Origin of the sequence: Hydrogenophaga sp., assembly GCF_050250835.1 — a bacterium.
Classification (GTDB): Bacteria; Pseudomonadota; Gammaproteobacteria; order Burkholderiales; family Burkholderiaceae_C; genus Hydrogenophaga.
In genome coordinates this window covers 594679-614050 of record NZ_JBFWNX010000001.1, presented here as the reverse complement: position 1 = coordinate 614050, position 19372 = coordinate 594679, and the positions used below count along the sequence as shown (strand labels likewise).

Here is a 19372-nt window from a genome sequence, read left to right as displayed (position 1 = left end):
GCTTGAATGGACCGTTCGTGGCAAAAAACTGTTCACTCGTTCCTTTAATCTGACGAAGTGAAGCTTTGCCGTCATGATCCGCGTCGCACCCAACAAGAGCGTCGAGACACGGGAGGCAAACGGCATGTCAGATTCCAGCGAAACGGCCATCTACCGGCAGGTGATCGGCGATTTCTGCGCGCGCATGGACTTGAGCGACCAGGAGGCTGTGGCCCAGGGTGCATCCATTGCCATTGAAGGTGTGCAAATGGCCATCACCCTGAACCAGTTGGTTCCCAGGGCGCCTGCCGTTTCGATCTATGTTGATGTGGGCCTGCCGCCGCGCGGGGGCGAGGCATCGGTGCTCCGCATGTTGTTGCAGCAAAACTTCAACAACTCCAGCAGCCGCGGCCTGACCTATTGCATTTCTCCGGCCACCGGGCATGTGGTCGGCGCCATCCACGTTGGCCTGGGTGGTTTGGAAGGGCAGGGCCTGGAGGCCATGGTGAACATGCTGGTTGACGTGTCGCTCGAGTTTCGCGAGACCTATTTTCTGTGGGACAGGTCTGCCGCGCCACAGGTGCGTGCAGGTGGTGCCACCCCTGGCAGTCTGTGCTGAGGTGCGGGTTCATGTTTCCCCAAAGGAATGCCCTGCTCCCACCCCTTTCCAGGAGCGACACCGGGCACGTGTGCGCTCCGGCCGTGCCAGTATCTGCTGCCCTCGATGCGCGCATCGCGGACCCTGACTACAACCTCACTTTTGATCAGGTCCGAGGTGCCGTGCGCGCATACGTATCCGGCGTTGCGAGTCCCAAGGATATGGATTTGCTGTTTTCCCGCAACCCCTGGCACCAATCCATTGCGCATTGGGCCGCCGCCAACGATCGCTCTGATGTCCTGGTCGCGATCGCCGCGCCGCTGGCGACGCGAACACCGAGCCTCGGCCAGCGCGAGGCGCTGCGCAGATTGCTCATGCAGACCGACGAGGGCCCGATGAGAAAGTCCCCCGCTCACGTCGCCAGCGCTTGCGGCCGCCTGGGCATGCTGAGGCTGTATGCCCACCCCCGCCTGGGCATCTCTGCTGCTCTGGAGGCTCCGGATGCCACCGGCAACAACGTGGCGCACCAGTGGGTGTTGGGCGGGCGCAGCGTGCAGGACCTGCACGGCCTGGCTCGTCACATGCAATTGCCCCGTGGGCACTCTTTGCAGATGGCCTTGACCCGCAGGAACGGGCAGGGGCTGTTGCCAGCAGACATGAGTCGCGAGGCATCGCCCGTGCCGGAGGTCCGCCCTGCCGCTCAGGCCAGGAGCGGGGACAGATCGACTGGTCCCAGCCCATGACGCCAAATCCGGTCATTGCGGCGGTGCCTCGTCTGCGCTTGAGCGCTTCTCGCCAACGCCTGATGCTTGTATTTCCGTGTTTCGTGAGGAAGGTCAACCGACTTTGCTCATTTGCTTAAATTCGACCCGCCGCGCGAGCCGACTCCCGCGCGATCCAGCGCAGCATCCAACAGGAAGTTTTTCATGAAAGAAGTTCATTGCTTCGGTCCCGGCCCGGTCCGTTTTGAATGCAGTGCTCAGCGCCTCGCTGTCTTGTGTGTGGTCGCCGTGGCCTTGTTCGTCTTCAGCCATCCGGCGCTGGCACAGACCGCTGCTACCGCAGATCCCTTCGCCAAGACCGCACTGGCCACCGCGCTGGGCAGCCTGGTGGCCGCATTGAACGGCGCCATTGCGCGTTCTCTTGCGATCATTGCCGTCATCGGCATGGGCATTGCCGCGCTGACCGGGCGAGTGGAATGGAGCCGTGCCATTGTGGTGGTGCTGGGCGTCGGCCTGATCTTCTCGGCTGGGGTCATCATCAACGCGTTGTTCCCTGTGCCGACGACCTGAATGAAACACCTTGTCGCTTCCCTGATGATCGTTCTGCTCCTCCAGGCCTGCACCGCTGGCAGACTGGCAGCGCCCCCCACGCCTTGCGCCTCCACCGAGCGCGATTGTGGGCCAGCCCAGCCGCTCAACACCACGGCTGCACTGGCCTGAGCGCCTGGCAGACAGTTCACACGCCACATGGCCGACGCATCGCTGAAATGTGAGTCCGACCCCGTGTTCCTGGGGCTCACCCGACCGCCCATGTTTTTCGGGATCACCGACGCTTATGCCGTGTTCATGACCTTCGTCGTCATGCTGGTGTTTCTCGGCCTCGGGGGCATGAAGGGCATCGTGTACGGGCTGATGTGCGCACCCTCGCTGTATGTGTTTGGCTACGCCATGTGTGAACGCGACGCCCGGGTGTTCCAGCTCTGGACCACCAAGCTGTCCCAGTTCTCCCCGGGCAGGCGCCGCGCCGCGTACTGGGGTGGCACGTCCTTCGATCCGGGTGGCGCATCGCCATCGGCGAAGCCGTTGCGTGCCAGGCCGGTAGCGCCGCGCTGAGGGGCACTCCCATGTGGCGCCACCTCAGCAGCGGGGCGGACGAAGCTGTCCGCAAGGTCGATCACGAGGCCCAGGCCTCGCGCTGGTGCGTTCCCTACGTGTCGCACTTCGACGCGAACACGCTCAGGACGCAGGATGGCAGCCTGTTGCAGGTGCTGCACCTGGGTGGGCTTCCCTTTGACACGGCGGACGCCGATGAACTGGATCTGTTCAAGCGCATCCGCAACCAGCTCTGGAAAACGTTCAGCACCTCCAACCTGGCGGTTTACCACCACCTGGTGCGCCGCCGCCGTGTGACGTTGCCGGAAGGCCATTTCGATGCGAACGGAGGGTTTCCGGCCCAGTTGAACGACGCCTGGTGCGAGCGCCTGGGGCAGCGCAGGCTCTACGCCAATGACATTTACCTCACGCTGGTGCACAAGCCCGGCGAAGGCGTGGCCAAACGACTGGACCACCTGCTCAGGTCGCTGTCGGAGCGGCTGGACGACCAGGAGCGCGAGCAGTACGAGCGCAAGGCGTTGCAGGCGCTCAACGACGCCATGCGTGCCCTGCTCGAAGTGTTCAAGGCCTACCAGCCCCGGTTGCTGGGCGTGCAGCCCAGTGAGAACGGCGTGCCGTGCAGCGAGCTCATGCAGCTCTATGGCTTTTTCATCAACCTGCAGGATCGGCGCTACGCGGTGCCCGAGCGCCCGGTCTGCGAAATCCTGCCGGTGGCGCGTGCCATCTTCCGCAATGAAATCGTGGAGCTGAGGCACGCGGCGCGCACGTTGTATGCAGGCGTGGCATCGGTCAAGGAATACCCTTCCCGGACCGCAGCCACCATGTACGACCGGCTGTTGACGCTGCCGTTCGAGTTCTGCGCCACCCAGTCGTTCCGCTTTGAAGAACGCTCGCGCAGCGAAGCCGCCATCAAGCAGCAGCAAAACCGGTTGCTGAACGCGGGCGACGTCGGCCAGTCGCAGATTCGAGCACTGGACATGGCCATGGAGGAAACCAAGGGTGAAGCCGGCTTTGGCCTGCACCACCACACTCTCATGGTCTGGGACGAGGATGCCGCTGCCGTGGCGGGCAGGCTCGCCACCGTGGATGCCGAGCTGGCGGAAAACGGCATCACCAGCGTGCGCGAAGACGTCAACCTGGAGGCGGCCTTCTACGCGCAACTGCCGGGCAACTTCCGCTTCATCGCCCGGGGCGCGCGCATCTCCACCAAGAACTTTGCCTCGTTTGCCAGCTGCCACAACTACCTGGGTGGCCGGTCCCGCTCCATCTGGGGGCCCGCCATCACCGTGCTGCCCACCGCCTCCGGCACGGCGTACCACTTCAACCTGCACGTGGCAGACCGGGGCAACACCCTGGTGCTGGGCCCCACCGGCCAGGGCAAGACGCTCACCACCTCGTTCCTGTTTGCGCAGAGCCTCAAGCTCGGTGGGCGCCGCGTCTTTCTCGACAAGGACCGCGGCATGGAAATTTTCGTGCGCGCCATTGGCGGGAGCTACTTCCGCATCGAAAGCCAGCGGCGCACCGGCTGGAACCCCTTGCAGCTGCCCGACACGCCGACAGCGCGCGGCTTTCTGGTGGACTGGTTCGAATCGCTGCTCACCGATGAAGGCGGTGCGCCGGTGGACGCCGAAGACCGTCAGCGCATCCGCCAGATTGTCTCCAGCGTGTTCGACCTGGCGCCCGAGCTGCGTCAGCTCTGCCACGTTGCGCCCATGTTTGGCAACGCGGAGCAGGACAAGCTGGCCAAGCGCCTGCTCGACTGGTATGTGCACCCGCGCTATGGCCGTGGGCAGCATGCCTGGGTGTTCGACAACCCGCACAACGCGCTGGACATGAGCAACCCGGTGGTGGGCTTTGACATGACCTATGTGCTCGACGCCCGGCAGATTCGGCCAGCGGTGCTCACCTGGCTCTTTTACATCGTCGAGAGCCTGCTCGATGGCCAGCCCATGGCCATCTTTGCCGACGAAGGCTGGCGCCTGCTCGACGACGAGATCGTGGCCCGGCGCATCGAAAATTTCGAGTTTGTCATTCGCAAGAACAACGGCCTGCTGGTGTTTGCCACGCAAACGCCCGAGACGGTGATGCAGTCGCACATTTCGGCCGCGCTCAAGCAGCAGTCCGAGACTTTCATCCTTTTTCCGAACCCCAAGGCTGAGGAGGATGTGTACCGCGGCTATCTGGGCTTGAACGAAACGCAGTTCGACATGATCCGCAACGACCTGCCAATGCGCCCGGGACGTGGCTGGTTTCTGGTGAAGAACAGCCTGGGGGTGAGTGTGTGTCAGCTCGACATGCAGGGCATGGACGGCCACATCGCGGTGCTCTCGGGCAACAAGAACACCGTGGCGCTCATGGACCGCCTGATGGCGCAGCACGGCGAAGACCCGGCCGCCTGGCTTCCGCATTTCATGGCGGGGCATCGCAGTGCGGACAGCGCAGAGGTGGTGGGGAGGTTGGTTTGATTTTCTATGTGCTGGAGGGCGTTGACCTGGCGTTGGTGACCAAAGTGATCAAGCCCGGCTATGGCGCGCTCAGTTCATTTGTTGCTGCGCCCTTGAGATCGGGCATGGTCCTTCTGGTAGCGGTTCACGGGTTCAACCTGATGAAAGGGCACACCCAGGGGCTGTCCGCTGTCGACGTCGGTTGGCTGATCCTCAAGATGGGTCTGGTGTCCGAACTGCTGATCAATTGGGGTTTCTTCAACACCTGGGTTTACGGAACGATCTGGAGCACCTATACCGGGCTTGCGGATGTGCTTGCCAAGCCACTGATCGCCGCCGGATTGAGCAGCCCGCTCGGTCTCGGTTCAAGTGCGCTCGACAGCGCTTTCATGGCGCAAATGAAGTCTGCCTTTTTGCAGATGGTGAGCGTACCCACCGACTCCGTGTCGATCGCATTTATTGATATCCCCATTCCTTTGCTCGGAGAAGCACTCAAGATACCCACTGGGATTCCGTTCCCGAACCTCATCCAAAACATCGCCGGACTGATCAAGTTCGTCATGACGATCGTTCTCTTCGCCAGCGTTTTCATCGTCATGCTGCTGTCCCGCCTGGGTCTGACCAGTTGCCTGGCCGTCGCGCCTGTCTTCATCGCGTTGGCCCTTTTTCAACACACCCGTTCCTATACCGATGCCTGGTTCCGTGGCATGTTGGGCTTTGCGCTGACGCCAGCGCTGCTGATGTTGGTGCTGATGGTGGCCAATGCGAGCATCGCCGTGTTCAACGCGGGGCCGCCTGCGGGTTGGGCACCGATTCCCGCCGCGGTGGGCGTGATCGGCCCGGCTATCGCCTACCTGATTCTCTACTACGCGCTCGCCAAGTCCGTCGCCAGCATTCCGCAGTTCGCCTCGGGCATGGTGGGCTCCTTGCTGACGCACATTGGTGATGGCGCTGCGCACCAACTCATCGGTGGCATCCACAAGGGCCTTGACGTTGGCATTGGAGCCGCCAAGGGAGCTGCGGGGGGCTTCGTCAAGGGGGGGCCGGCCGGGGCGAAGGTGGGCGCTGCTCAGGGCGCTGCGGCCGCCATGGGATCCGCTACCCGTTAACCCCACGAGACCACATGCCGCCAGTCCCCATGAACCCGATGACGCATCCCGAGACCGAACGTTCGCCCGCCGAGGCGCACTACTACGCGGCCGCTTCCACCTGGGACGCCGAACTGATCCGCAATGTCCGCGTGGCCCGCAATCGGGCCTACGTGTTTGCCGCTCTGAGCTGGGTGGTGACCTTCGCCGCCACCATCGCCATGGCCTTGGTGTTCTCGCGCGAGAAGGTGGAGGTGGTGACCATCGCCTACAACGACGCGACGCAGACCGTGCGCCATGTTCGCTACAACGTGGACGATGCGCAGCGCCTGACCGGCATGGAAGCGGTGCGCAAGTTTCACATCAACCAGTGGATGATGGCCGCCGAAACCTGGAGCCATGCGGACGTGCAGAGCCGCGTCAAGACCTTGCGCCTCTTCGCTTCTCCCACCGTCGAAACCCGGTTGTCGTCGCTGTTTGGCGGCACGGCACAGGATCGGGCGCTGGGGCAGCGCCTGGAGCGGTTGCCCAAGATCCACTCGATCTCGCTGCTCAAGGACGGCGTGGCCCATGTGCAGTTCCAGACCGAGGAGTTCGTCGACGGGAAATCGACCGGCCTGTACGAATGGGCTGCGATCGTCGAATTCCGGTTCACCCACCGACCGAGCGTCGGCAGCGACCTCGTCAACCCGTTCGGCTTCCAGGTGACGGGCTACCGACGCGACGCCGCCACCGTGCGCAATCCATGAAAGACCCCATGAAAGCCATGCCTCTCCTCATGGCCGCCTGCATCGCGCTGAGCGCTCAGGCGGCAGACGCGTCCTCACGCAAGCGCTCATCCAAGACCCCAGTGTCGAAAGTGGCTGCCCCCGATGGCGAGGCCAGGCCCGCCCGGGCCGACGAACGCATTCGCGTGGTGGCCTACGACCCGGAAGCGGTGATCCGCTTGCAAGGGGCCTATGGCTACACGCTGGCGGTGGAGTTCGGCGTCGATGAACAGATCGTCAACGTGTCCCTCGGCGACAGCGTGGCGTGGCAGGCCGTTGCGCGAGAGAACGTGCTGTACCTCAAGCCGCACGAGGACAAGGCCGAAACCAATCTGCTGGTGCAAACCACGCGACGCTCCTACACCTTCACACTTCAGGCATTCCAGCCGCTGGGCGCCGGTGACGGCCGCCTCACCTACCGGGTTCGCTTTCGCTATCCGCAGGACGAGACCCGTCAGCTGGAGGCGCGCAGCACCGTGGGCATGCCCACGGCGCTGGCGGCAGGGCTGTCTTCACAGTCGCGCAGCAAGCTGCCATCGCAATGGAACTTCAAGTATTCGTTCAAAGGCTCACGTGTGGCAGCGCCGGTGCAGGTGCTGGACGATGGCGAGTTCACCTACATCCGCTTCGCTCGACACGAGAACACACCCGCCGTGTTCGAGGTGGACACGCAGAAAAATGAAACGCTGGTGAACTTTCGCCGCGAAGGCGAATGGCTGGTGGTCGAGAAAGTGACGCGCCAGCTCGTGTTTCGCAGCGCGGGCAATGCCGAGGTCGCCTGCGTGTTCAATGATGCGTTCCCGAAACGGCCCGACACCGGCCTGCGGGAGCGTTGATCCCATCCAGGCATTGCCTTCGCCACAGACCTGCCTTCTGATCTCGCGCCATGCAAAACGAACAAGCTTCTTCGCCTGAGCCGCCGGCCTCCCTTGCACCCAGGGAGCCCATGGGTCGTTTCCACCGCAAGGTCCCGACCCGATGGAATCGGCTCGTCTGGCCGCTGTCGCTCGGCCTGGCGAGCTTGCTGGTCTACGGCGCCTGGAGCGGCGATGTGGACACCAGGAATGTGGGGCTGGAAGAGCCTGAGCCGGAGCTGCTCAAGCCCTCGCCCCGCGTGATGCCTCCCCCGCCCGAGCCGCTGTTCGTGCCCACGCCGGTGGCCGCCGCCGTGCCGCCCCTGCCCCCGTCCGCCCCGTTGCCACCCGTCGATTCCACCGCGGCGAGAGACGCCGCCGAGTTTGCCCTGCTTCGGCGCAGGGCGCCGTTGCTGGTGCCTGTATCGGGCACCGCCAAAGTGGACGCTGCCAAGCCCCAGGAGGAGGGCGCGGGCGTGGTTCAGGCGATGGCCCCCAAGCCCGCGCCAGCGATGCATGCCGACGCTCGTTTCGTGTTCACTGCGCTGGAGCCGGACGACCCCTCCCTGGATCAGAAGATCCTGCAGGGCAAGACGATCTCGGCGGTGCTGGAAACCTCGATCCATACCGCGCTGCCCGGCCAGGTGCGCGCGATGGTGGACGAAGATGTCTATGGAGAATCGGGGCGCCGGGTGTTGATACCCAAGATGTCCCGACTCGTGGGTGAATACGAGACCGCGCGGATTTCCGCCGGGCAGTCGCGTGTGATGGTGATATGGCAGCGCGCCATCCTGCCCGACGGAACGAGCGTGCGCCTGGCGAGCCCGGGGACGGACGGCCTGGGCCGTACTGGCGTCACCGGGGAGGTCGACAACCACTACCTCGAACGCTTTGGTGCGGCCTTCCTCGTGTCCATGATGGGTGTTGCCGTCGAAGAGGCCGCGGTCTCCAGCCGGGTAAGCCAAAGTGCGGGCGGACTGATCATCGTGGATCGGACCCGCAGCGAGGCGGTGAATGGCCTGCAGTCCACGGTGGAGAGCATCCTGAAGTCGCAGGCCAACATACCGCCCACGATCCAGGTCGTGCAGGGCAGCCGCATGCGCGTGTTCGTGGCGCGCGATCTGGACCTCTCGTCGTTGACCTCCAAGCCCCGCTGAGGCACCGAGTCATGAGCACCGTTGCACTTCGTTCGTACCTCACGCCTCTGCGCCCGCTGCTTGAAAGCGCGGGCGTCGAGGAGATCATCGTCAACCGGCCAGGGGAGGTCTATGCCGAGTCAGAGGGAAGCTGGGTGCCGCATGAAATTCCCGAGTTCGACCAACGCCGGCTCAACCAGCTGGCGGAACTGATTGCCACCTATTCCCACCAGACCGTAGGCCCTCGGCAACCGCTGCTGTCGGCCCAGTTGCCCGAAGGGCAGCGGGTGCAGGTGGTCATGCCCCCGGGTTGCCTGCCCGAGATGTTCGGACTGGCGATCCGCATGCCTTCGCGCAAACGCTTTTCACTCGAAGACCTGGATCGAGACGGTGCCTTGCGGCCGTGCGAGACGGTCGGTGGTGGCGCCGAAGACGATGCCGAACTCACCGCCATGCTCGAAGGTGGCGACATGGTGGGCTTTCTGCGGGCGGCGGTGCGTCTGCGCAAGAACATCATCATCTCGGGCGGCACCTCCACGGGCAAGACCACGGCGCTGCGTGCGCTCACCGACGAGATGGGCCGAGACGAGCGCCTGGTGACCATCGAAGACGTGCCCGAGATCGCGCTGTCCCAGCACAACCGCCTTTCGCTGATCGCCAGCAAAGGGGGGCAGGGCGTGGCCAAAGTCGGCGTGACGGATCTGCTGGAGGCCTGCATGCGCCTGCGGCCCGATCGCATCCTGCTTGGTGAGATCCGGGGTTCCGAAGCGGCGGATTTCCTGGAGCTCATCAACTCGGGGCACCCGGGGTCCATTTCCACCATCCACGCTGACAGCCCGCGCCTGTGTTTCGAGCGGCTTTGCTTCATGGTGAAACGCCGTGAAGGTTTCCAGGCCATGAGCAACCAGGCGCTCCTGCCATACATCCAGTCGGTCATCGACGTGGTGGTGCAATTCAAGCGCTTCGACAATGGCGCCCGCCGGATCTCGCAAGTCTGGTTCGGCCCGCGTGACCGCCTGGATCTGCAAGGCCTCAAGGGCGCCTAGGGACACGCCTTGCGCTTGCTGCTGTTGAGTCTGGTGGGTGTGCTGGGCGCGCCCCTCGCGAGCGCACTCGTGTGGCTGCTGTGGGTGGTCCAGGCCTTCGACTTGAAGCCTCCGATGGCGCACGACCTCCTGGCTGCCGCCTCGCTGGCCTTCCGCGCGCCGAACCTGCTGACCATCACCTACGCCAGCCTGGCCTTGGGCGGGGGTTTTGTGGGGGTGGTGGTGTGGCTGGCCTGGATGCTGGGCAATCCGCACAGCAAGCCGGTGCGCCATGTGCGGGGCGCCACCTTCACGACGGTGGCGGTGCTCCGCCGCATGACCAGCGAGCAGACAGTCCGCAACCGGCTGATCCGGGTGCGGACGGCCTTCCAGTTTGCGCAGATCAAGCCTCGCCCGTCTCAGATCTGGCAAGACTTCTGGCGCACCGTGCCCCAGGCCACCGTGGGCGGGGTGCCGATCCCGGTGTCGGTGGAGCCCTTGCACATGCTGGTGGCGGGCACGACCGGTGCCGGCAAGTCCCAGGCGATCAAGGAGATCCTGTCGGGCGCGGTCCGGCGCGGCGATCGACTGCTGGTGGTGGACCCCAACGGCGACTACTACTCGATCTTTGCGCAGCCAGGCGACCTGTTGCTCAACCCCTTCGATCGCCGCACACCCGGCTGGTCGATCTTCAACGAAATCCGGTCCGCCTACGACTGCGAGCGGTTTGCCCGCAGCGTGGTGCCCGACGGCACGGGTGACATGCGCGAGTGGAACGGCTACGCGCAGTTCCTCATCAAGGAAGTCATGCTCAAGCTCTGGACTCAGGGCTGCCGCGAGACCAGCGTGCTCATCAAGTTCGTCTGCGAACTGCCCATCGAGACGCTGGCGGAATACATGGCCGACACGCCTGCGGCCTCGATGTTTGCCGAGGGTGCGGAGAAAACCATGGGTTCCACGCGCTTCATCGCCACCAAATACCTGGGGCCACACAAGCACATGCCGCCGGGCAACTTCTCGCTGCGCGACTGGCTCGAAGGTGCTCCGGGCAACCTCTACATCACCTGGCGCGAGGACATGGCCGATGCGTTGCGTTCGCTCATCTCCACCTGGTTCGATGTGGTCATCACCGCCACGCTGTCGGCCCCGGTCAATGGTCCGCCGCGCCCGACCTGGTTCGTGTGCGACGAGCTGGCCTCGCTGGAAAAGCTCAGCAGCCTCGAGGCGGGACTGACCAAGGGGCGCAAGCACGGTGCGCGTTTCCTCTGTGGCATCCAGTCCACCGCGCAGCTCGACGACCTGTACGGCAAAGAAAAGTCGGTCACGCTGCGCAGCTGTTTTCGAAACCTGCTGTTTCTCAACATCCCGCACACCGACCCCGCCACGGCGGAGGAGCTGAGCAAAGGCGTCGGCGAATCGGAGTTTGTGCGCAAGGAAACGCAGCGCTCGGTGGGCTATTCCATGAAGAACAGTTCACGCACCATCTCGCGCCGCAACGTGACCGAAAAGGTCCTGCTGCCCAGCCAGATCCAGGACCTGCCCAACCTCAAGGCCTATGTCTCGTTTGCGGGCGACTACCCCTTGTGCAAGGTGTCGCTCGCCGCACGCCTGTTTCCGAAGGTGGGCGTGCCGTTCGAGCCACGCGAAGAGAAGCGACCTGGCTAGAGCCAGTATTCCCAGAGCCGGGCAAAGCCTTCCAGGAAGCGGTTGTCGATCGAGCGCCGTTTCCACTGGGCCAGCGTGATCTCGCTGGAACCGGCCAGGTCCCTGTCGAACATGGCCTGCACCTGCGCACCGAAATCCGCCCCCAGCACCACCGCATTGAGCTCGTGGTTGTGCAGGAAGCTGCGCCAGTCGAGGTTGGTGGAACCCACGGTGGCCCAGACGCCGTCGATCAGACCGGTCTTGGAGTGCAGGATCACGCCCTGGCGCTCGAAGATGCGCACGCCGGCGCGCAGCAGGCGTTCGTAGTAGCCGCGCCCGGCGTGAAACACCAGCCAGGAGTCGGTCTTGCTCGGCAGGATCAGCCGCACATCGACCCCGCGGGCAGCGGCGTCTTCGAGGGCGGTCAGCAACTGCGGGTCTGGAGCGAAGTACGCGTTGGTCAGGTACACGCTGGTTTCGGCGCTGCCGATGGCCGAGAGCAGCGTGGCATAAATCTGGCTGTACGGTTCTTCGGGTGAACTCCCGATGGCGCGCACCACATCGTTGCCCGCCTTCACCGGTGACGGGTAGTAGTTGCGTTCAACCATCGGCTCGCCCTTCTGCTGGGCCCAGGTCGCCATGAAGAGTTTCTGAAAATCGGCCACGACAGGGCCCTGGATCTGCACATCGGTGTCGCGCCAGGCCGCCTCGCCATGCGCCGCCAGGCGCGAGAACGAGCCCGATGAACCGCTGGTGTACACCCCGCTGATGTTGATGCCGCCCAAAAACGCCGTGCGACCATCCACGATCAGCAACTTGCGGTGGTCGCGCTCGTTGAGCTCCCAGTCTTTGCGTGCGCGCGCCGGGTTGACCGGGTTGAACTCCAGCACCCGGATGCCGGCGTCGGTCAGTTGCTTGAAAAACGCCAGCGGGGTGTTGATCGTGCCCACGCTGTCGCGGATCACATGCACCTGCACGCCAGCGCGCTGCCGTTCGATCAGCGCCTGCGCAAAGCGCTGGCCGACCTCGTCGTCATCCAGGATGTAGGTCTCCATGTGGATGTGGTCCTTCGCCGCCGCGATGGCCGCCAGCATGGCCCGGTAGGTGGCTGGGCCGTCTTCCAGCAGCAACACCCGGTTGCCGGTGGTCAGCGGGCTGCCGACGATAGCCTCCTCCAGCGCGAGGTGGCGCGCGAAGATGCCGGTGTCCTGGCCGCTGCCGCGCAGCCGGTCCAGAACGGCCTTGCTCTGGGCGGCCGTCAGTGGACCCCGTGCGCCCTCCAGTTGCACCTTCTGGCCCGAGCGCGCCTGCGCCAGGTCGGGCACGATGATCGGCAGGCTCTTGCAGGCCGACAGGGCCAGCACGCAAGTCAGCAGCATCCACCATCGGCAAGGCAGGGTCATTCGGCGTCTCCTGGAATCGCGCGAGGATACCTGTGTGGGTCGCCCCGGGGCAGGATGCCAGCCATTGCCCCGTCGACCTGCTGGCCTTTCAAGGGTTTGAAACCTTGAACCATTCGACGGATTCGTGTTGACGATTCAACCTAATTGCTCCATAGTCCCGGTTCTTACAGGAGACTCGAATGATCGACAGAAGAACGCTGATGAAGGCCGCCGCCGCCGCCAGTGTGGCCGTGCCCGCCTTGCCTGCCCTGGCCCAGAGCGTGACCACCTTGCGGTTCCACACCTTCGTGCCCCCCACGTCCAACGTCTGGAGCCGCGTGATCGTGCCGTGGATGGCCAAGATCGAGAAGGAATCGAATGGCCGCATCAAGTTCGAGGGCTTCACCTCCATGCAGATGGGGGGCGCTCCCGCCCAGCTTTACGACCAGGCGCGCGACGGCGTGGTCGATATCGTGTGGTCGCTGGCCGGCTACACGCCCGGCCGCTTCCCGCGCTCCGAAGTGATCGAGCTGCCGTTCTTTACCTACGACGGCGAAGGTTCTTCCAAGGCGGCCTGGGAATACCTCACCACCTACGCGCCCGATGAGTTCAAGGACGTCAAGGTGCTGGCCTTCCACACCCACGGCCTGAACATCCTGCACAACAAGCGCCGTCCGGTCACCAAGGCCGCCGACCTGCGTGGGCTGAAGATGCGCGGCCCCACGCGCGTGTCCACGCTGATCCTGAGCGCCGTCGGCGCCACGGCGGTGGGCATGCCCCTGCCCCAGATTCCGGATGCGTTGTCCAAGGGAGTGATCGACGGCGCCATCCTGCCCTGGGACACGGTGCCTGCCGGCAAGCTCGACGAGTTGACCAATTTCCACACCGAGTTCGCCAAGGGGATGCCCGGCTTCAACAACAGCGCGCAGTTCATGGTGATGAACCGCGCCCGCTACGAAGCGCTGCCGCCCGATCTCAAACAGGTCATCGACCGCAATGCCGGCCTGGAGACCTCGGGCATGTTCGGCCGCCTCATCGCCGACTACGACCCGGTCGTGCGCAAGGCCGTGGTCGACCGTGGCAACACCGTGACCGTGATGGGCACGGCCGAGACCGAAGAGTTCATCAAGCTCTGCGCGCCCATCGTCGACCAGTGGGTGGAAGACATGAACCGCAAGGGCTTTGACGGCAAGAAGCTGCTGGCCGGTGGACGGGAGCTGATCCAGAAGTACCGCCCCAGGAACTGAGCTCGCTCAAGGCGACAGGCCGGCCGTGCGCAGGAAGGTGTCGTTCTCGGCGGCGGTGCCGATGGTCATGCGCAGGCAGCCTTCGAGTCCGTGCAGGCGGTCCTGCCGCCGCACCAGCACGCCTTGCGCGAGCAGCGCGGCGTGGGCCTGTGCCGCGTCGGGCGTGCGCACCAGCAGAAAATTCGCATGCGACGGCATCACCTGCCAGGTCGGGTGCGTTTGCAGCACCTGGAACACGCGCTCACGCTCGCGCAGGGTGTGGGCAACGCGTTCGCGCAGGTAGCCTGGTCGTTCCAGCGCGACCAGCGCGCAGACCGTCTGCAGAACCGACACGCCGAACGGCGGCACCAGTTTGCGCAACTGGCGTGCCACCTCGTCCCCCGCCAGTGCGTAGCCCAGCCGGAGGCCCGCCAGCCCCCAGGCTTTGGAGAAGGTGCGCAGCAGCACCACGTGGGGATGGCGTCTTGCAAGCTCGCGCGCATCGTGTGCCGTGAAGTGGTGGTAGGCCTCGTCGATCACGAGCAGCCAGCCGTCCTGGCAGGCGCGCGCCAGCCGTTCCAGGTCGTCCAGTCCGCACAGCGAACCGGTGGGCGCGTGCGGTCTGGCCACAAACACCACGCCACGCGCGGGTGCCTCGTCCAGCGCGGCGATCAGGGCGTCGACGTCGGTGCCCAGGTTCGTGTGCAGCGGCACCTCGGTGAGCGCAGCGCCTAGCAAGCGGGCGTCCAGCCCGTACAGCGCGAAGTTGGGCTTGACCGTGAGCACGCGCGCACCCATGCCCGCGAGCTGGACCAGCAGCGCGATCAGCACGTTGCTGCCGGTGGTGACCACGGTGCCTGAGGCCGCCCAGCCGTCGTGGCGCGCCACGGCATCGCACAAGGCCTCGGCGTGCAGGTCGGTGTAGCGGTGCCAGGGCAGTTCGCGCAGGCGCTCCAGCGCAATGGCCTTGAGCTCGGCGGGAAAATCGGCAAAGGACTCGTTCTGATCGAGCTTGACGGGGGCCTCGATGGCCGAGAAAGGGTAGTCGGGGCTGGCCTGGACAGCGGGGCGAATGGGCAGGGACATGCTCCGCATTGTCCGGGGAAATCAGGGCACAGCAGATCGCCTAGCCGCTGCGGGGCTCGGTCAGCGTGAGCAGGATGTCCGCGTACCAGGCGCAGTTCAGGCCCAGCGATTCGTCGAGCACCAGATCGCGGTTGCCCATGTCCATGCGAGAGGAGTGCACGCCCAGCAGCTTCCAGGGCAGGGCTGCCGTCGCCTCGCCCGGGCTGGCGTCGCGCATCACCACCGCCGCGCCGCTGGTGCCCCGGTGGGTGCGCGCGTCGGTGAGAAAGTAGCCTTGCCCCTGGAAGCGGATGCCGTAGGGCGAGGCGATCACCGCATGGCGCAGCACAGGCAGGTGGTGCAGCGCATCGTGAAACCCCAGCGGAAATCCCACCACCAGCAGCGATTCACCGGGGCGCACTTCGTCAAACGCGGTCTGCAGGTGGGCCGGTGTGAAGGCTCGGATCACGGCATCGTCGGGCAGCGCGCTGCGATCGAGTTCCAGCACGGCCACGTCGATCTCGCTGCCGCTGTCGCGGCCCTGGCGCCAGGCGGCCACGCCCTCGTCGTACAGCAGCACGGAAAAGCCGGTGGATCGCGTGAGGTTGGAGGCGTTGATGTGCAGCTCGATCTCCAGCCGGTCGGGCAGGTGGCGGGTGTCCTCGTCAATCACCACGTGGCGGCTCGTCACAAGGTACAGGCGCTCATCGCGCTCGAAGAAAAAGCCGCTGGCGTTGGTCAGGGGCTGGGTGCCGAGGAAGGTGGACACGCGCGGCGCCGCCAGGAACAAGGGGTCCACGGGCGCGGTGTCTGGCGCTTCACGGGGTTCGGTGGCGGCGGGCGCGGCGGCGGGCGGGGTGGTGGCGGGGCGGTTCATGGTGCAGTGTCTCATCGTTCAGGTGGTTGCGGGCGCGGCCTGTCGGAACCGTCGCGTTGCAGATGCCCCACCTGCCGTGCGCTGTCGAAATCTCCAGGGGCATCGAAGGGGGCAGGAACTGACAACGCTCTCGACGGTGGCATTCACGCTCCATCTCGCAGCAGCAGGGCGGGGTTCAGTCGCATCTGGGCGAGCAGGTAGCGTGCGCCCAGCCCCAGGCTCACCGAGCTCACGCCCAGTGCGGTGAGTGCGCCGGTCCAGTAGAGGCCGGCGGGATCCAGGTCCAGTCGCCATCGCAAAAGCGCCGCGGCCAGTGCGCTGCCCACCACCATCGCGAAGGCGGCGGTGATCACGGCCAGCAGCAGGTATTCCCAGTACAGCACACGCCGCAGGCTGGAGAGGCGCGCGCCCACCGCGTGCATCACCGTGGCTTCGAACACCTGCCGCGCGCGGCTGCTGGCCACCACACTGGCCAGCACCAGCAGGCTGGCCGCCAGGCACACACCAGCCACCAGCGCCAGGCCGGTGCTGGCGCGGGCCATGAGCGCACGCGTCTCCACCAGCAGTGACTCGGTGCGCACGCTGGCGATGTTGGGTGCTGCGCGGGCGAGTTCGTCCTGCGCGCGCTGCGCGCCGGCGGGGTCCAGGTGTGCGGCTCCCACATGGCGCGTGATGAAGGGGTCGAGCACACCATCGCTGAAGATGGCCTCCAGCCACAGGCGCGCCTGCAGTCGGCGCTGGCTGTAGATCGCCACCAGCTCGGCCTCCACCGGCGCGCCCATGATGTCGAAGCGCAGCCGGTCACCCACCTTCAGGCCAAGCTGGTCGGCCTCGCGGTCTTCCATCGCCACCTGCGGTGCGCCCTCGTGGCCGGGCGTCCACCAGGCGCCTTCGCGCAGCACCACATCGTCGATGTTGCCGGCCGCGTTGCTCAGCTTCTGTTCGTCCCGCGCCTCGCGCACGCGCTCGCCGTCGCCGCTCTCGCGCAGCGCCTGGCCATTCACAGCGGCCACGCGGCCCAACACCAGTGGCGCGGTGGTGAGCTGGCGCAGGCCAGGCTGGGCCTGCAGGGTGGTGCGCAGCAAGGGGATCTGCTCGGTCTGCACGTCGTAGAACACCAGGGCAGGTGCGTTCTCGGGCACGGTCTCGTTCACGGTGCGCAACACCGCTGCCACCACGAGCGCACAAGCGACCAGCAGCGTGAGTGCCGCTCCGAGCGAGAGCAGGGCCGCGCGCAGCGGGGAGTCCGTGCGCTGCAGGCCGGCCAGTGCCAGCCGCAGTTCCACCGGCATGTGCCATGACGGCCTGGCGAGGGCCGCGCGCGCCAGGCGCCGCAGCAGGCGCGTGAGCCCATCGAGCACCAGCAGCAGCGCGGCCGTTGCCAGGACGAAAGCCGCGCCAAAGCGCGTGTCGGGCACGCTGGTCACCACCAGCACGGCCACCAGTGCGGCCGCTGCGCCCGTGAGCAGCCAGACGCGGCGAGGTGCGCGCAGCCGCGTCCCGTCGATGCCGCGAAACAGCGCTGCTGGCGAGACTGAAAGCGCACGTCCGAGCGCTGGCAGCGCAAACGCCAGCGCCGTGAGCACACCAAAGCCCAGCGCCATCAACGAAGGCGCCCACAGCGCGCGCAGCACCGGGGCCAGGGGCAGGCGCTGCGCGGCGGCCCAGGTGCCAGCCATGGCCAGTGCGTTGCCGATCAGCACGCCGGCCAGGCTGGACAGCAACGCCAGCATGAGGATCTGCAGCAGCACCAGGGCAGCCAGGCGGCCGTCGCGCAGGCCCAGGGCGCGCAGCGTGGCCAGCGTGCCGAGCTTGCCCTGCAGGTAGGCCTGCACGCTGTTGAACACCCCCAGCCCGCCAATGAAGAGAGCCGAGAAGCCGATCAGCAGCAGACCCGAGCCCATCTGGCCCAGCACCTCGGCCAAGCGCTGGCTGCGTTCCTCGAAGGTCTGTACCTCGGCGTCGATGTCGGGGAAGGCGGCGACGAAGGCGTCGCGCCACGAGGCCAGCGGTTCGCCCGTGCGCACGCGGTAGTGGTATTCCACACGGCTGAGCGGCTGCACCAGCCCGCTGGCTTGCAGCGCGCCATCGGCCACCAGCACCGGCGCGCCGCTCCAGTCGGCGCGCAGGCTGCGATCGGGCTGGCGCAGCACCACGGCGCGCACCATGAGGCTGAGGTCTCCCACCTCCACGCGGTCGCCCACCACCAGGCCCAGGCGCTGCGCCAGGGCGCGGTCGATCGCCGCGCCCCAGAAGCCTTCGCGCTGGCCCAGTGCCATGTCCAGGGAGCTGGCGGGTGCGAGCTCCACCGTGCCGTAGAGAGGGTAGCGTGCGTCCGCGCTCTGCAGTTCGATCAACTGGGATCGGCCGTCGCTCGTGCGCAGCATGGTGCGCAATTCGACCAGGCGTGAGACCTCACCGCGCGTGGTCATCCAGGCCAGCACGTCGTCGCGCAGCGGCGCGGTGTGCTCCACCGCCAGGTCGCCGCCGAAAAGCTGCCGTGCGTCGGAGCGCAAGGCATCGGCCACCTGGCGGTAGAGACCACCGCCAGCGGCCACCAGCGCCACGCCCAGCACCAGGCAGGCGCAGAAGATCCACAGGTGGCGGCCACTTGCGCGCAGGTCGCGCCAGGCCAGGCTAAGCAGGAAGCGCATGGGGCGGGGTGGTGGCTTCGTGCAACTGGCCGTCGTGCAGACGCAGCACGCGGTCGCAACGGGCCGCGAAGTCGGGATCGTGCGTGATCAGCACCAGTGTGGCGCCGGTCTCGCGGTTCAGATCGAACAGCAGCGAGCGGATGGCCTCGCCGGTGTGATCGTCCAGATTGCCCGTGGGCTCGTCGGCCAGCAGCAGGCGCGGGCGGTGCACCAGGGCGCGCGCGATCGCCACCCGCTGCTGTTCACCACCCGATAGTTGGCCCGGATGGTGCTGAAGGCGGTCGCCCAGGCCTACACGGTGCAGCAATTCGCCGGCGCGCTCGAACGCATCGCGCCGGCCCGCCATCTGCAGCGGCAGGGCCACGTTGTCCAGAGCGCTCAAGCTGGGCAGCAGGTGAAACGACTGGAACACGATGCCCATCTGGTCGCGCCGCAGGTCGGCCAGGGCGTCGGCGTCCAGGCCCGCGAGCTCGGTGCCGGCCATGCAGATGCGGCCTGCCGTGGGCCGTTCCAGGCCGCTGAGCAACAGCAGGAGTGAGGTCTTGCCCGAACCCGAAGGCCCGGTGATGGCGATGCGCTCCCCGCAGGCGATGGAGAGGTCCACCGAGCGAAGCACCTCGATGCGCCGGGGACCCAGCGGGTAGTGAAGGGACAGGCCGGAGACTTCAATCATGCGGTGTGAGGGGCGCTGGCGGCGGGAAAGTTCAGTGGTCGGCGCGGGAGTGGCTCGGTGCGCTGCTCAAGATTGCGGAGGCCGGACCGATGAAGATCTGTGATGGTGACAGAATGTTTCAATGA

The 19372-nt window shown here is 66.0% G+C and carries 18 protein-coding genes; 13 read left to right on the top strand and 5 right to left on the bottom strand.

Annotated elements, in window-relative coordinates; genetic code table 11:
• Nucleotides 1–124: 124 nt before the first annotated feature.
• The 12 genes from AB7F11_RS02935 to AB7F11_RS02880 all read left to right on the top strand — a co-directional run bounded on the left by AB7F11_RS02935 (nucleotide 125) and on the right by AB7F11_RS02880 (nucleotide 11391).
• Nucleotides 125–598, top strand: a complete 474-nt coding sequence (locus AB7F11_RS02935; protein ID WP_428289228.1) for a CesT family type III secretion system chaperone — start codon at nucleotides 125–127, stop codon at nucleotides 596–598.
• Nucleotides 599–798: 200 nt separating this feature from the next.
• Nucleotides 799–1320 carry a hypothetical protein gene (locus AB7F11_RS02930; RefSeq protein ID WP_428299783.1) on the top strand — a complete coding sequence of 174 codons (522 nt, stop codon included), beginning with the start codon at nucleotides 799–801 and terminating at the stop codon, nucleotides 1318–1320.
• 183 nt (nucleotides 1321–1503) lie between these two features.
• On the top strand, nucleotides 1504–1869 hold the full coding sequence (locus tag AB7F11_RS02925; protein WP_428289230.1) for a TrbC/VirB2 family protein: 366 nt from the start codon (nucleotides 1504–1506) through the stop codon (nucleotides 1867–1869).
• A 24-nt stretch (nucleotides 1870–1893) separates the two neighbouring features.
• Complete coding sequence (locus tag AB7F11_RS02920; RefSeq protein WP_428289231.1) at nucleotides 1894–2019, top strand: hypothetical protein; 126 nt, start codon at nucleotides 1894–1896, stop codon at nucleotides 2017–2019.
• A 27-nt stretch (nucleotides 2020–2046) separates the two neighbouring features.
• The gene (locus AB7F11_RS02915; RefSeq protein ID WP_428289232.1) at nucleotides 2047–2412 is read left to right on the top strand and encodes a type IV secretion system protein VirB3; all 366 of its coding nucleotides are present in this window, start codon (nucleotides 2047–2049) and stop codon (nucleotides 2410–2412) included.
• Between the two features lie 11 nt (nucleotides 2413–2423).
• Nucleotides 2424–4877: a VirB4 family type IV secretion/conjugal transfer ATPase gene (locus tag AB7F11_RS02910; protein WP_428289233.1), complete on the top strand. Its 2454-nt coding sequence runs from the start codon at nucleotides 2424–2426 to the stop codon at nucleotides 4875–4877.
• Entirely contained in the window at nucleotides 4874–5965 is a 1092-nt protein-coding gene (locus tag AB7F11_RS02905; RefSeq protein ID WP_428289234.1) for a type IV secretion system protein, read from the top strand. The genes AB7F11_RS02910 and AB7F11_RS02905 overlap by 4 nt, the downstream gene beginning before the upstream one ends.
• A 14-nt stretch (nucleotides 5966–5979) precedes the next feature.
• The gene (locus AB7F11_RS02900; protein ID WP_428289235.1) at nucleotides 5980–6693 is read left to right on the top strand and encodes a VirB8/TrbF family protein; all 714 of its coding nucleotides are present in this window, start codon (nucleotides 5980–5982) and stop codon (nucleotides 6691–6693) included.
• Nucleotides 6694–6701: 8 nt separating this feature from the next.
• A complete protein-coding gene (locus AB7F11_RS02895) occupies nucleotides 6702–7547 on the top strand; it encodes a TrbG/VirB9 family P-type conjugative transfer protein (protein WP_428289236.1) in 846 nt (281 codons plus the stop codon).
• Between the two features lie 50 nt (nucleotides 7548–7597).
• On the top strand, nucleotides 7598–8722 hold the full coding sequence (locus tag AB7F11_RS02890; RefSeq protein ID WP_428289237.1) for a TrbI/VirB10 family protein: 1125 nt from the start codon (nucleotides 7598–7600) through the stop codon (nucleotides 8720–8722).
• 11 nt (nucleotides 8723–8733) lie between these two features.
• A complete protein-coding gene (virB11, locus tag AB7F11_RS02885) occupies nucleotides 8734–9747 on the top strand; it encodes a P-type DNA transfer ATPase VirB11 (RefSeq protein ID WP_428289238.1) in 1014 nt (337 codons plus the stop codon).
• A gap of 9 nt (nucleotides 9748–9756) precedes the next feature.
• Complete coding sequence (locus AB7F11_RS02880) at nucleotides 9757–11391, top strand: type IV secretion system DNA-binding domain-containing protein (protein ID WP_428289239.1); 1635 nt, start codon at nucleotides 9757–9759, stop codon at nucleotides 11389–11391.
• Here AB7F11_RS02880 and cls read toward each other — a convergent pair.
• Nucleotides 11388–12773 (bottom strand): cardiolipin synthase, encoded by a 1386-nt coding sequence (cls, locus tag AB7F11_RS02875; protein ID WP_428289240.1) that lies wholly within the window; start codon nucleotides 12771–12773, stop codon nucleotides 11388–11390. The two genes, AB7F11_RS02880 and cls, sit on opposite strands and share 4 nt — an antisense overlap.
• 179 nt (nucleotides 12774–12952) lie before the next feature.
• Here cls and AB7F11_RS02870 point away from each other — a divergent pair, with 179 nt between their 5' ends.
• The gene (locus AB7F11_RS02870) at nucleotides 12953–13999 is read left to right on the top strand and encodes a TRAP transporter substrate-binding protein (protein WP_428289241.1); all 1047 of its coding nucleotides are present in this window, start codon (nucleotides 12953–12955) and stop codon (nucleotides 13997–13999) included.
• A 6-nt stretch (nucleotides 14000–14005) separates the two neighbouring features.
• Here the strand turns inward: AB7F11_RS02870 and AB7F11_RS02865 are convergent, their stop codons facing one another.
• The 4 genes from AB7F11_RS02865 to AB7F11_RS02850 all read right to left on the bottom strand — a co-directional run bounded on the left by AB7F11_RS02865 (nucleotide 14006) and on the right by AB7F11_RS02850 (nucleotide 19247).
• Nucleotides 14006–15064 carry a pyridoxal phosphate-dependent aminotransferase gene (locus AB7F11_RS02865; RefSeq protein ID WP_428289242.1) on the bottom strand — a complete coding sequence of 353 codons (1059 nt, stop codon included), beginning with the start codon at nucleotides 15062–15064 and terminating at the stop codon, nucleotides 14006–14008.
• Nucleotides 15065–15104: 40 nt separating this feature from the next.
• Nucleotides 15105–15920 (bottom strand): S1 family peptidase, encoded by an 816-nt coding sequence (locus AB7F11_RS02860; protein WP_428289243.1) that lies wholly within the window; start codon nucleotides 15918–15920, stop codon nucleotides 15105–15107.
• Nucleotides 15921–16063: 143 nt separating this feature from the next.
• Nucleotides 16064–18574 (bottom strand): ABC transporter permease, encoded by a 2511-nt coding sequence (locus AB7F11_RS02855; RefSeq protein ID WP_428289244.1) that lies wholly within the window; start codon nucleotides 18572–18574, stop codon nucleotides 16064–16066.
• Nucleotides 18558–19247 (bottom strand): ABC transporter ATP-binding protein, encoded by a 690-nt coding sequence (locus tag AB7F11_RS02850; protein ID WP_428289245.1) that lies wholly within the window; start codon nucleotides 19245–19247, stop codon nucleotides 18558–18560. Before AB7F11_RS02850 ends, AB7F11_RS02855 begins: the two co-directional genes overlap by 17 nt.
• Between the last annotated feature and the right edge of the window lie 125 nt (nucleotides 19248–19372).